The organism is Rhodococcus sp. 077-4 (assembly GCF_047782425.1).
Taxonomy (GTDB): domain Bacteria; phylum Actinomycetota; class Actinomycetes; order Mycobacteriales; family Mycobacteriaceae; genus Rhodococcoides.
The window spans coordinates 35,934-48,340 of the sequence record NZ_JAJPWC010000001.1 but is presented as its reverse complement, the minus strand read 5'-3'; the positions used below and the strand labels follow the sequence as shown (position 1 = coordinate 48,340).

At 64.3% G+C, this 12,407-nt stretch carries 11 protein-coding genes; 5 read left to right on the top strand and 6 right to left on the bottom strand.

The genetic code is table 11. The features are described from left to right. Position 1: 1 nt before the first annotated feature. From ACNEOT_RS00225 to ACNEOT_RS00215, 3 genes are all read right to left on the bottom strand, one after another. Positions 2-883: a carbohydrate ABC transporter permease gene (locus ACNEOT_RS00225; RefSeq protein ID WP_415971173.1), complete on the bottom strand. Its 882-nt coding sequence runs from the start codon at positions 881-883 to the stop codon at positions 2-4. 5 nt (positions 884-888) lie between these two features. Further along, positions 889-1,839 carry a carbohydrate ABC transporter permease gene (locus tag ACNEOT_RS00220; RefSeq protein ID WP_415971171.1) on the bottom strand — a complete coding sequence of 317 codons (951 nt, stop codon included), beginning with the start codon at positions 1,837-1,839 and terminating at the stop codon, positions 889-891. Between the two features lie 188 nt (positions 1,840-2,027). Further along, positions 2,028-2,975: a hypothetical protein gene (locus ACNEOT_RS00215; RefSeq protein WP_415971170.1), complete on the bottom strand. Its 948-nt coding sequence runs from the start codon at positions 2,973-2,975 to the stop codon at positions 2,028-2,030. Positions 2,976-3,097: 122 nt separating this feature from the next. Between ACNEOT_RS00215 and ACNEOT_RS00210 the strand changes: the two genes are divergently transcribed. Further along, positions 3,098-4,267 (top strand): hypothetical protein, encoded by a 1,170-nt coding sequence (locus ACNEOT_RS00210; protein ID WP_415971168.1) that lies wholly within the window; start codon positions 3,098-3,100, stop codon positions 4,265-4,267. An 82-nt stretch (positions 4,268-4,349) separates the two neighbouring features. On the opposite strand, the gene ACNEOT_RS00205 is transcribed toward ACNEOT_RS00210, so the two are convergent. Continuing rightward, positions 4,350-5,174, bottom strand: coding sequence for an NAD-dependent epimerase/dehydratase family protein (locus ACNEOT_RS00205; RefSeq protein ID WP_415971167.1), 825 nt, complete (start codon positions 5,172-5,174; stop codon positions 4,350-4,352). 149 nt (positions 5,175-5,323) lie between these two features. Here ACNEOT_RS00205 and ACNEOT_RS00200 point away from each other — a divergent pair, with 149 nt between their 5' ends. The 4 genes from ACNEOT_RS00200 (at position 5,324) to ACNEOT_RS00185 (ending at position 9,916) form a co-directional block, all read left to right on the top strand. Next, positions 5,324-6,403, top strand: coding sequence for an ABC transporter ATP-binding protein (locus ACNEOT_RS00200; protein ID WP_415971165.1), 1,080 nt, complete (start codon positions 5,324-5,326; stop codon positions 6,401-6,403). A 172-nt stretch (positions 6,404-6,575) separates the two neighbouring features. Next, positions 6,576-7,796 carry an L-talarate/galactarate dehydratase gene (locus tag ACNEOT_RS00195; RefSeq protein ID WP_415971163.1) on the top strand — a complete coding sequence of 407 codons (1,221 nt, stop codon included), beginning with the start codon at positions 6,576-6,578 and terminating at the stop codon, positions 7,794-7,796. A gap of 148 nt (positions 7,797-7,944) precedes the next feature. Next, on the top strand, positions 7,945-9,258 hold the full coding sequence (locus ACNEOT_RS00190; protein WP_415973604.1) for a TrkH family potassium uptake protein: 1,314 nt from the start codon (positions 7,945-7,947) through the stop codon (positions 9,256-9,258). After that, positions 9,251-9,916, top strand: coding sequence for a potassium channel family protein (locus ACNEOT_RS00185; RefSeq protein ID WP_415971161.1), 666 nt, complete (start codon positions 9,251-9,253; stop codon positions 9,914-9,916). The genes ACNEOT_RS00190 and ACNEOT_RS00185 overlap by 8 nt, the downstream gene beginning before the upstream one ends. Here the strand turns inward: ACNEOT_RS00185 and ACNEOT_RS00180 are convergent. Beyond that, on the bottom strand, positions 9,900-11,375 hold the full coding sequence (locus tag ACNEOT_RS00180) for a mannitol dehydrogenase family protein (protein ID WP_415971159.1): 1,476 nt from the start codon (positions 11,373-11,375) through the stop codon (positions 9,900-9,902). The genes ACNEOT_RS00185 and ACNEOT_RS00180 overlap by 17 nt on opposite strands. After that, positions 11,372-12,397 carry an NAD(P)-dependent alcohol dehydrogenase gene (locus ACNEOT_RS00175; protein WP_415973603.1) on the bottom strand — a complete coding sequence of 342 codons (1,026 nt, stop codon included), beginning with the start codon at positions 12,395-12,397 and terminating at the stop codon, positions 11,372-11,374. The genes ACNEOT_RS00180 and ACNEOT_RS00175 overlap by 4 nt, the downstream gene beginning before the upstream one ends. Positions 12,398-12,407 lie beyond the last annotated feature (10 nt).

The window sequence follows — 12,407 nt, the reverse complement described above, 5'->3', positions numbered from 1 at the left end:
ATCAGCCCTTCACCGCTCCGGCACTGAGGCCCTGGACGAGGTACTTCTGGATGACGGCGAATACCGCGACCACCGGCACCGCGGCGATCAGGCCGCCTGCCGCGAGGACGCCGAAGTCGACGTTGTACGAGCCGATGGTGTAACTCAATCCGACTGGGAGAGTGAACTTGTCCTGGCTGCTGATGAACATCAGGCCGAACAGGAAGTTGTTCCAGCTGCCGATGAAGGCGAAGGAGCCGACGGCTATGAGGCCGGGGCGAAGTAGCGGCAGCATGATGATGCGGAAGGCCTTCAGCCGTGAGCAGCCGTCGACCATCGCGGCCTCCTCGAGCTCCACGGGAATCTGAGAGATGAAGCCGGCCATCAACATTGCCGCCAGAGGAAGCTGAAAGACGGTATCGGCGACGATGAGGCCGAACAGGTTGTTCACCAGTCCCATCTCGCGGAACACCTGGAACAGCGGGATCAGCAGCATCGCGCCGGGCACGAACTGGCTGCACAACAGGGCCATCACCAGAGGGATCTTGGCCCGGAACTTGAAGCGTGCCAACGCATAACCGGTCGCCAGCGCGACGAAGGTGGTGAGCACGAGAGACAGACCGGCAACGATGAGGCTGTTCTTGAAGAAGAAGCTGAAGCCGAGGGTGTTCCAGACGGTATCGAAGTGGTCGAGCGTGATGGGCCAGGGGAGCATCGAATTGGAACCGGCGGGCCGGAATGCGAAGACGATCATCCAGTAGAACGGGACGAGCGTGAACAGTAGGTAGACGGCCAGCGGAAGGCCGACGCTGAACACGCGGGGCTTGGTGCGATGCACGCGCACCTTCTCGGACTGGTCCTGCGGCGGAGTGGTCACGACGGGACGGTCTGCGGTAGTGGTCATGTGCGTCAGGCCTTATCGCTGTTGAATTTGCTGAGGCGCAAGTAGAGGATGGAGCAGAAGAGCAGGATGACGAAGGCGACGGTGGTGAGCGCCGACCCGTAACCGAAGTCCTGAGCGGTGGTTGCGAGCTGAGAGACGTAGAGCGGCAACGTGGTGGTCACGTCGGCCGGTCCGCCCGCGGTGAGTGTGTAGAGAAGATCGACGTTGTTGAACTCCCAGACCCCGCGGAGCAGGGTCGACAGGATGATCACCGCCTTGAGGTGCGGCAGCGTCACGAAGCGGAAGCGCTGCCAGCGGTTGGCGCCGTCCACGTTGGCGGCCTCGTACAGATCCTTTGGGGCGCTTTGCAGTTCGGCGAGGATGAGAATGGCGAAGAACGGGACTCCGCGCCACAGTTCGGCGACGCTGGTTGCCCAGAACGCGGTGTCGGGATCGGCGATCGGTGCGGCGGTGCCGTCGCCGATTCCCATGTTGCCGAGCAGCTTGAACAGTCCGGTCGACGGGTTGTAGATCAGCAGCCAGATGCCCGTGGTGAGGACGCCCGAGACGGCCCAGGGGGAGAAGACCAGGGCTCGGGCCAGGCCGCGTCCACGGAAGACCTCGTTGACCAACAGGGCCAGTCCGAGGCCGAGGATCAGCTGGAACACGACCTGCACGCCGACCCATTTGGCGGTGACGACGAGGCTGTTCCAGAACGCGTCGTCGGCGAACATCAGCTCGAAGTTCTCCAGGCCGGCGAAGCCGTTGTCCCACGGCGTCGTCGGGTTGTAGAACTGCAGGCTGTAATAGAAGACGCTGCCGACCGGGTAGAAGATGAATACGGCGAGCAGGATGACGACGGGTGCGATCAGGATGTACGGGGCCGAGATGCGACGCTTGCGTTTCGGCCGGACCGGGGGAACGGCTGCGCTCGGCGCGCGCGTGCCTCCCGACCGGGGTGGTGTGGTGGTGACCATGGGGACGCTCCGAAGCGTTCGGGGCCGGATGGGGGAACCGGCGTGTGGGTCTGGCGGGGTTCTCCCGGCCGTGGGGCGAGCCGGGCCGTTCGAGGTTCGAGGTCGTTCACATATCTGAACTGGCGTCTTCTATGTGAATTTCTGGATCAACTATGACGGCAGTCACAAGCGCTGTCAAGCATGGCCGGTCACACGTGCAGGCGCAGCCAGTTCGCCGCCGCATCCTGCATCGTCGCCGTGAGCCGGTGCGGCTCCGAAAACCACTGTGTGGTCAGTGTTTTCGCGCCCTCGTAGTCGCGGCGAAGTGCAGTCTCGGCGTCGCGCATACCCGACGCACCGAAATGCGAGTCCAGCTCGGCGAATTGGACCAGCAGCGGAGTCGGGGCGGCCGAGCCGGCGACCTCCGGCCAGTCGCACACCATAGGCAGGCCTGGGGTGATCATGAGCCAGCTGGTGTCGTCTGCACGCCCGTCGGCGATGTCTGCGTATGTGCTCATCGAGGCGGTGATGACGCCTGCTCGTAGCCGGTCGCTGCAGGCCAGTAGATGCGCGACGCGGGCTCCGCCGCCGGAGAACCCCGCTGTCGCGATGCGATCGGCGTCCACCTCGGCGCAGTCGCCCAATACGCACAGCGCCGTCAGGTCTTCCTCGAGTGCCTGCCCGGCCAATGAGTTCCCCTGCAGCGCGGCTACTTTCGCCAGGCCGTGCTCGTGCTCACGGGCGGCCGCCTCGTATCGCTGCCGTCCTTCGAGGTGAGCACCGGCTCGGCGGGCCCGCCCGGGAAGTTGCTCCCACGGCACCCGGCGGGAGCCCCACGGAAAGACGTCGTGGACAAGCACCGCGAAACCCGCTGCCACCAGGCGTGCTGCGGGTTCGGTTCCGTCGTACCCGTGCTCGCGCAGCGCGGCGATACCGGGCGCGATGCCGTCGGGACCGTCGGCGATCTTCTCCTTGCCGTAGTACTTGACGCCGTCGTGGCCGTGCATCAGTAGGACTGCAGGCAGCGGAGTTTCTGCGTCTGTGGGCGTCAGCAGCCACGCGACGGTGTTGTTCCACGTCAGTTCGACGCCGCTGATGCCGTCCCGTGTCCACGTTCGACCGCGGTTCACCTGCGGCGGTAACAGGGTGTCGGCCACTCCGAGGGTCTTCCTTATTGCCGTTCGGAGGGCGAATCGTGGACAGCTGGGCCCGAATTGTGTTCCCATGTGTGAACTCAGTTCTCTCTATCGAACAAATCAGCCATCGAAGGATGATCCCCATGACCGTCGACCGCATCGTCGCGCACGCCTATCCCTGGGACGTACTCGGTGACCCGCACTTCGTCGAGCGCGCCCGCAGGCTCGGAGTGCACGAAATCTCGCTCGCCGCGACCTATCACTCCACGAGGGCGGCAACGCCGTTGCATCCACAGCACAAGGTGGTCGACGCTCACCATGCCGCGCTGTACCGGCCGATGCGTCCCGAGGCATGGACCGGACACACGATCACCGCGAGGACGGCCGACTGGGGCGGTGCCCAGGATGCGTTCGGGGAGGCGGCGGCGATCCTGATCGACGAAGGATTCCTCGTGAACGCATGGATCGTGCTGACACACAGCACAATTCTCGGCCACGCTCATCCCGACGCGACCGTCGTCAACTGCTTCGGAGATGCCTATCGCTATGCCCTCGCGCCCGGGCATCCCGAGATCGTGCGCTACTGTGCCACGCTCGCTGCCGAAGCGATTCGCGGAGTCGACGTGCACGGCGTATCTGTGGAGGCCTGCGGACAACTGGGTTTCGCGCACGTCGGCCCACACGAGAAGACGGACGGTGCCTTCCCGGGAATCGGCGACACACTGATGTCGATCAGCTGCACGCAGCGTGAGCTCGACGCGTGGGGCGAGCGAGGCATCGACTCGGCGAAGGTGACACAGAAGCTGCGCGACGGCGTCGACGCCCTGTCGGCGGGAACCCTGCCTGCGGGGGCGGCGATCACCGAGCTGTTGGACGCCGACGAGATCGATGCGGTGGTGGCGGTCCGTCACGCCGACGCCGATCACCTGCGCGCGGAAGTGCTTGCGGCCGTGCGGGAGCAGGCACCCTCGGCGCGCGTCACGCTGCACGGCCATCCCGATCCGTGGAAGACCGGCCCCTCGCCCGCGCTGACCGCTGCCGCCCCCGCCGATGTCGACGCTGTGCTCGTCTCTGCCTGGCCCGGTACTGCCGAGACGGTTGCAGTGGTCGAGGCCACCCGCGCTGCCGTCGGCGACAACGTGGATGTGGGTGCCTACGTATCGGTACTGCCGCCCAAGAAGCTCGACGAGGTGGGCGCGCACGTGGCCGCGACCGTCGACGCCGGGGCGAACGAGCTGCACCTCTATCACCTCGGTCTCGTCAATCGACCCCAGCTCGATGCGCTGGGGTCGATCATCACTACGTATTCGTAGGGGGTCTGCAACGGATGCTCCACTCGACCGGCCTCGCGCGTGATGTCGCGTTCGAGGCCGACCGAGTGGAGCGACACCTGCGTCAGCGCATCCGCTGGCCGAGTGGGTGATCGCAGAACGCTCCGCCGACGCGCTGCAGGATCGGGTCGGAGAACGTCCACTCGTGCTCGGCCAGGAATTGCTCGGCGAACTGCTCCGCGTCGTCGCGCGGCTGGTATCCGATCTCGGCACCTTCGCTGCCCGACCACCATGCTCGCGAGTTCTTGGAGATGCCCCATACGGTGTGAAAACCCTTGGCGTTGTCCGATAGTGACGCCTCCACCAGTCGCGCGGTGTCGGCGGGCGACATCCAGGTGGCCAGGCCTCGGTAGTTCGGCGGGGCGTCGAAGCTCGAGCCGATACGCAGATTGACGACGTCGATGCCGAAGCGGTCGTGGTACATCCGGCCCAGGGCTTCGACCGCGGCCTTGCTCCACCCGTAGAAGCCGTCCGGTCGCGGAGCGGCGTCCCCCGGAAGCGGTGCGTCGCCTGCCTCGTCGTGAGTCCAGAAGCCGACGGCGTGATTGCTCGACGCCACCACCACTCGCGTGACTCCGTGTGCCATTGCGGCCTCGAAGACGGCCTGCGTGCCGTCCACGTTGACCGACAGGATGTTTGCCCACGAGTCCTCGGTGCTCAATCCGCCGAGGTGCAGGATGGCGTCGACACCCTCCATCGCAGCGGCCACGGCGGCGCGATCGGTGACCGAGCCCTGCACGAATTCCTCACTACCGGAATCGATGTCGGTGATCTCGGCGATGTCGAACAGACGCAGAGTGCGTCCTGGCGCTGCCAGTAACGGCCGGAGCACCGCACCCATGTTGCCTGCGGCTCCGGTGACGAGCAGTCGCGAAACGGTGTCGGTCATTCTTCTCGAACTCCTTCGATGGAAACCTTGTAATGGGCATCACAGTAGTACATACTTCTAAACGAAGTCAGCATTCTGGCATTCATTCATATATGTGAACCCCCACTCGGATCGTCCGGCACGTTCCTGCCGGTGAAGGGACCATCATCATGGCTACCGTCGCATTTCAGAGCGTCACCAAACTCTTCCCCGGCAGCGACAAAGCCGCCGTCGACCAACTCGATCTCGACATCGAGGACGGTGAGTTCCTCGTGCTCGTCGGCCCGTCCGGCTGCGGCAAGTCCACCTCGCTGCGGATGCTCGCCGGTCTCGAGGACGTAGACAAGGGAGCCATCACCATCGGTGGCAAAGACGTCACCGACCATCAGCCCAAGGATCGCGACATCGCGATGGTCTTCCAGAACTACGCCCTGTACCCGCACATGACGGTCGGCGAGAACATGGGGTTCGGCCTGCGTATCGCCGGTGAGGACAAGGCCGAGATCAAGCGTCGCGTCGACGATGCCGCGAAGATCCTCGACCTCACCAAGTTTCTCGACCGCAAGCCCAAGGCGCTCTCCGGAGGTCAGCGACAGCGAGTTGCCATGGGCCGAGCCATCGTTCGCAAGCCCCAGGTGTTCCTCATGGACGAGCCACTGAGCAACCTCGATGCGAAGCTGCGCGTGCAGACCCGCGCGCAGATCTCCGCCCTGCAGCGCAGGCTCGCCACCACGACCGTCTACGTCACTCACGATCAGGTCGAGGCCATGACGATGGGTGATCGCGTCGCTGTTCTCAAAGACGGTGTGCTGCAGCAGTGTGACTCGCCTCGGCGCATGTACGAGCACCCGAACAACGTGTTCGTCGCCGGCTTCATCGGGTCGCCTGCGATGAACCTTCTCGAACTGCCCCTCGTCGACGGCGGCGTCCGCTTCGGTGGCGAAGTGGTTCCGGTTCCACGCTCGGCAGTCGCCGGAATCGGTGAGAGCGCAGTGACACTCGGCGTTCGGCCGGAGGATCTGCAGATCACCACCGGGGCGGGCCTGGAAGTGACCATCGACGTCGTCGAAGAACTGGGAGCCGACGCCTACGTGTACGGCCAGGCCGATGTCAACGGAACCCGTCAGCCCATCGTCGTCCGCGCCGACGGCCGTATCCCACCGCAGCGCGGATCGAAGATCACGCTCTCCTACGCCGCCGAGCGCACGCACTTGTTCTCCACAGTGACCGGCGAACGTCTCGTGGATTGAGTGCGTCGACGCCGGTGACCGCATGGCGCAGCAGCCAGTCGATCGATGCTGTGATTGCATCGGATCATCCAGTAGAAGTGTTGGACTTGAATCGCCGTAGTTTCTAGGCTGTGAGGCATCGCACTGTCGATTCTCTTCTTGCCAGCGCCGCCACAGATCCAGGGAGCTCAACATGTCGACCGAAACGTCCACTCGACCAACCTCGCAGCCTCGGCCGATCAGTGGTCTCGCCGCACCCGACGCGGCTGTGAAGGCCCTTGCCTCGGGAGACGCGACGCTCGACCGCATCACCCATGTGGCGCTGTCGTCCATCACTCTTCCTCTGAAGAATCCGATCAGCGACGCGAAAGTGCTCACCGGCCGCCAGAAGCCGATGACGGAGGTCGCATTCCTGTTCGCCGAGATCAGAACCGCGCAGGGCCACGAGGGAATCGGTTTCAGCTACTCCAAGCGTGCCGGTGGGCCTGCGCAGTTCGCGCATGCCCAGGAGATCGCTCCGGTTCTCATCGGTGAGGACCCGAGCGATATCGGCAAACTGTGGACCAAACTGCAGTGGGCAGGTGCATCGGTAGGTCGCAGTGGAGTTGCGACGCAGGCAATCGCGGCGTTCGACATCGCGTTGTGGGACCTCAAAGCCAAACGAGCAGCATTGCCGCTCGCCAAGCTCATCGGCTCCACCCGCGATTCGGTCCAGACCTACAACACCTCCGGTGGTTTTCTCCACACTCCCATCGAGGAAGTGCTCGACAATGCGACGGCGTCGGTTGCAGCCGGCATCGGCGGCATCAAGATCAAAGTGGGACAACCCGATTGGCGGAGAGATATCGCGCGAGTCACCGCCGTGCGCGAGCACCTCGGTGACGACGTGCCGCTGATGGTCGACGCCAATCAGCAGTGGGATCGTCCGACCGCGAACAGGATGTGCCGCATCCTCGAGCAATTCGACCTCGTCTGGATCGAAGAACCGCTCGATGCCTACGACGCGGAGGGCCACGCGATGCTCGCGAGGAACTTCGACACCTCCATCGCCACAGGAGAAATGTTGGCCAGCGTCGGCGAACACGTTCGGCTGATCGAGGCCGGATCGGTGGACATTCTTCAGCCCGATGCGCCCCGAATCGGTGGCATCACTCAGTTCCTGAAACTCGCGGCCCTCGCCGAACACCACAACTTGCAGCTGGCACCGCACTTCGCGATGGAGATTCACCTGCACCTGGCGGCGGTCTACCCATTGCAGACCTGGGTGGAGCATTTCGATTGGCTCGATCCGCTGTTCAACGAACACCTCGAAACGCGCGACGGCAGAATGCATCTCTCCGACCGCCCCGGACTCGGGTTCACCCTGAGTGAGCAGGCCAAGGCCTGGACAATCGGAACGGTCCACATCAGCTGATCCCGCGTCGCCCCGGGGAACAGGACGCCGTGGGCTCCGCCGCGCCACTGCCGCGGAGCCGCACTCCACCGGTACTGTCTCCCGAGTGACAGACGCTCACCGGGCATCGCGATGGTCGGCCATCTTCAGACCGACGCCGGTCCGGGTCATGGCCACGGGATTCGCGCTTGCCATCGCGATAGGTGCAGGCGTGCTGATGTTGCCGATCGCGACTGTGCCCGGCAGCGAGACCGGGTTTCTGCAATCGCTGTTCACCTCGACCTCGGCCGTCAGTTTGACGGGCCTGATCGTGGTGGACACCCCGGTGTACTGGTCGGCCTTCGGGCAGGGCGTGATCCTCGCGCTGATTCAGATCGGCGGATTCGGGATCATGACGATCGCCTCTTTGGTGGGCCTGGTTCTTGCAGATCGAATAGGGCTGCGCGGCAGGCTCAATGCGGCCGCGGAGGTCCGAACATCGGGGCTGGGCGATGTCAGAAGCGTCGTCGTCGGAGTGTTCCGTACCAGCCTGATCATCGAGAGTGTTGTCGCGATCGCCTTGGCGGCGCGCTTTTTCGTCGGATACGACGAGTCCCCGGGGCGCGCACTGTGGCTGGGGATCTTCCATGCCGCGTCTGCGTTCAACAACGCCGGGTTCGCCCTGTTCAGCGACAACATGATCGGGTTCGCCACCGATCCGTGGATCTGCGTCCCCCTGTTGGCGGCGGTCGTTCTGGGCGGCATCGGATTTCCGGTTCTCTTCGAGATCGCTCGTCGCGTTCGGTCGCGCGCCAAGGGGCATCGCTCGCGTCGGCGCTGGTCACTGCACACTCGACTTACCCTGACCGGCACCGGTGTTCTGCTCGTCCTCGGACCGACCGTGGTGATGCTCTTCGAGTGGTCGAAGACGTTGGATGCCTTCGGCTTCTGGGACAAGATGCTCGTCGCGACGTTCCAGGGCGTCATGCCTCGCACCGCTGGTTTCAACAGTGTGGACTACGCAGATGCGGACAACGCGACCCTGTTGGTCACCGACGTGCTGATGTTCATCGGTGGTGGCAGCGGCGGCACGGCGGGCGGCATCAAGGTCACCACGTTCGCGCTTCTGCTGTTCGTCATCCTCGCCGAGATCCGCGGTGATCGTGAGGTGACGGTGTTCGATCGTCGTATCGATGCACGCGTGCAGCGTCAGGCGTTGACGGTGGCGTTGATCGGGGTCGCGCTGGTCATGATCCCGGTCGTGGCGTTGCTGGCGGGCACGAACTTCGATCTCGACGTGCTCCTGTTCGAGGTCGTCTCCGCGTTCGCTACCGTCGGTCTGTCCACGGGTATCACCGCGCAATTGCCGGGGTGGGGCCAGGTGATTCTGATGGTCCTGATGTATCTGGGCCGTATCGGTTCCATCACTCTGGTCAGCGCCCTTGCTGCCCGCGACCGCGGTCGGCGTTACACGCTCCCCACGGAAAGGCCGTTCATTGGCTAGGAAACCGTCCTCCGAAGTCGTTGTCGTCCTCGGTCTCGGACGCTTCGGCAAGTCGCTGGCACTGGAACTGATGGCGCAGGGTGCCGAGGTGCTCGGCATAGACAGCGACGAGGCTGTGCTGCAACGAGTATCGGACCGATTGACGCACGCTGTGGTGGCCGACACCACCGACGAGGAGTCGCTCCGGCAACTGTCGGTGCACGAGTACGACCGCGCCGTCGTCGGTATCGGCTCCAATCTGGAGGCGAGCTTGCTCACCGCATCGGCTCTGGTGAATCTGTCGATGCCGACCATCTGGGCCAAGGCTCTGAGCAACGCGCACGCCAAGATCCTCACGCAGATCGGTGTGCACCATGTGGTCCGACCCGAGCACGACATGGGCAAGCGCGTCGCCCACCTGGTGCGCGGGCGCATGATGGACTACATCGAGTTCGACGACGGTTTTGCCATGGTCAAGACGTCACCACCTGCCTCGATCATCGGAAAACCGCTGGGCGAGAGCGCGATCCGCACCAAGCACCGAGTCACCGTCGTCGCGGTCAAACGCCCCGGTGAGGGATTCACCTACGCCACGGTCGATACGGTGATCGCTGCAGGCGATACCGTCATCGTCTCCGGTCAGGTCCGCGATACCGAAAAATTCAGTGAATCGACCTGAGTGATTCCAGTGTCGCGCGAGCTCCGTGCTCGTGCAACGACGTCAGCTGCTTGGTGTACTCGGCGACGAAGCGTTCGTTGTCGATCAGGTCTCCGAACACCGCGCGGTTGGCGATGAAGGCCGTCGGATTCTCGCGCTGACCGAGCGCAATGGGCACCAGCGAGTCCTTCAGCTGGTCGACGATCTCGATGGGTTCGCCGGCTTCGTCGACGGCCTCGGCGTAGCGCGCCCAGCTCGCCACCACAGCGGTGGAGCGGACGATTTCTCCACCGGTCTCGAGGTTCTTGCGGATGACGGGCAAGAGCCACTTGGGAATTCGGTCCGAGGACTCGGCACACAGGCGCGCGACGGTATCGCGGATCTCGGGATTGGAGAACCGCTCGATCAAGGTCTGCTTGTACTCGGCCAGATCGATGCCGGGAACGGGCTGGAGCGTCGGGGTTGCCTCCTCGTCCATGTAGGCGAGCAGAAAATCCGCGAAGAGCGCATCCTGGCAGACCTCGTGCACCAAGCGATAGCCGCTGAGATATCCGAAGTATGCGAGTGCCTGATGGCTGGCATTGAGCAACCGCAGTTTCATCAGCTCGTAGGGGGTGACGTCGTCGACCACCTGCACGCCCACGTCCTCCAGCGGTGGACGGCCGAGGGTGAAGTTGTCTTCCAGCACCCACTGCGTGAACGGTTCACCCGCGACGGGCCACTGGTCGTCGATGGCATATCTCTGCGAAAGTTCCTCGATCACTTCCGGTGTCGTCACCGGGGTGATTCGGTCGACCATCGAATTGGGGAACGCACCTTCCGCTTCGATCCAGTCGGCCAACTCCGGGTCCTTCAGGCGCGCGAATGTCGTGAAGGTCGACTGCGCCATATGCCCGTTGCCCTCGATGTTGTCGCAGGACATGATCGTGAACGGCTTCAGGCCCCGGTCCTTGCGTCGCGTCAACGCCTCGATGACGAGTCCGAATGTCGTTGCGGAAACTGCGCCGTCGGCCAGATCGGCGACGATCGCCGGATTGTTCGCGTCGAACTCGCCGGTGGTGGCCGAGAAGTTGTAGCCACCCTCGGTGATGGTGAGCGAAACGATCTTCGTGGTTTCCGCGGCCATCTTCTCGATCACGGCCTCGGCGTCGTCCGGCGCGAAGAGATACTCGACGATGGAACCGATGACGCGAGTGTCCCACGTACCGTCGGAATGCTTGAGCGCCAACGTGTACAGGCAGTCCTGCGCGTGCATCACATCGTTCATTCGACGATCTCCCGGCAGTACGCCGACGCCGCAGATCCCCCAGTCCAGCGCTTGCCCCTGCTGCAACAGACGGTCGACATACATCGCCTGGTGTGCGCGATGGAAGCCGCCGACACCGAAATGCACGATGCCCACCGTCACCTCGGATCGGTCGTACGTCGGAACTGCGACGTCCTCGATGAAGTCGGGGAGGTTCTTGGAATTCAACTTCATGCGTTCATTCCTTCTGGTCGAAAACCGGGTATCACAACGGCTTTGATGCTTCCGGCCTGCTTGTCCGCGTTCAACGCGTCCTCGACGCCCTCGAGCCCGAAGCGTGCCGTCACCATTGCATCCAGATCCACCATGCCCGACGCCACCAGCTCGCGGGCGATCGGCCAGGTGTTGGCGTAGCGAAAGACGCCGGTGAGCAGCAACTCTCGGTTCTGGATCCGTGAGATCGGCAGCGGGTAGTCCGATCCGCCCATGCCGACGAGGACGACCGTGCCGGCTGGTCGAACCGCGTGAATACCGTCGACGACGGCCCGCGCGGCACCGGATGCGTCGATGAAGGCGTCGACCGTCAGTGCGCGCACATCCTCGGTAGCGGGGTCGAGCACGCGCGTCGCCCCGAACCTCGTTGCGTTGGCGCGACGGGACGCATCGATGTCGGTGACGATCACCTCGGTCGCCCCGAATGCGCGGGCGACCTGTGCGGTGACGAGACCGACGGGGCCCGCTCCCGCGATGAGCACGCACGAGCCCGCTGAGACGCGTGCTTTCTGGGCCGACGCGATGCCGACCGACAGGGGCTCGAACAGGGCTGCGGCCTCGTCGGAGATCTCGTCGGGAACGTCGTGCGCGAAGGTCGATTGGATCACCACGTACTCCGCGAGCGCGCCGTCGATGGGCGGCGTCGCGAAGAATTCCATGGCCGGGCACAGGTTGTAGCGGCCGGCGCGCGATTGTGCGCTGGTGGGGTCCGGCCGTTGCGGCTCGATGGACACGCGCTGCCCGACGCGAGTATCGGAGACCTCGGAGCCGACGGCCACGATCACGCCCGCAGCCTCGTGGCCGAGTACGAGGGGACCGTCGACGACGTAGTCGCCGATGTGTCCCTCGCGGTAGTAATGCGCGTCGGATCCGCACACCCCGACGGCTGTGACCTGCACGAGGACCTCGTCGTGTGCGGGTGCGGGGACGGGCCGTTCCTCGAGGCGTATGTCCAGCACTCCGGTCAGGACGCTGGCCTGCATGGACTGTGGC

Coding starts and splice junctions, on each gene's coding strand:
- ACNEOT_RS00225 (WP_415971173.1), bottom strand. CDS start 883: ATGACCACTACCGCAGACCGTCCCGTCGTGACCACTCCGCCGCAGGAC.
- ACNEOT_RS00220 (WP_415971171.1), bottom strand. CDS start 1,839: ATGGTCACCACCACACCACCCCGGTCGGGAGGCACGCGCGCGCCGAGC.
- ACNEOT_RS00210 (WP_415971168.1), top strand. CDS start 3,098: ATGACCGTCGACCGCATCGTCGCGCACGCCTATCCCTGGGACGTACTC.
- ACNEOT_RS00205 (WP_415971167.1), bottom strand. CDS start 5,174: ATGACCGACACCGTTTCGCGACTGCTCGTCACCGGAGCCGCAGGCAAC.
- ACNEOT_RS00200 (WP_415971165.1), top strand. CDS start 5,324: ATGGCTACCGTCGCATTTCAGAGCGTCACCAAACTCTTCCCCGGCAGC.
- ACNEOT_RS00195 (WP_415971163.1), top strand. CDS start 6,576: ATGTCGACCGAAACGTCCACTCGACCAACCTCGCAGCCTCGGCCGATC.
- ACNEOT_RS00190 (WP_415973604.1), top strand. CDS start 7,945: ATGGCCACGGGATTCGCGCTTGCCATCGCGATAGGTGCAGGCGTGCTG.
- ACNEOT_RS00180 (WP_415971159.1), bottom strand. CDS start 11,375: ATGAAGTTGAATTCCAAGAACCTCCCCGACTTCATCGAGGACGTCGCA.
- ACNEOT_RS00175 (WP_415973603.1), bottom strand. CDS start 12,397: ATGCAGGCCAGCGTCCTGACCGGAGTGCTGGACATACGCCTCGAGGAA.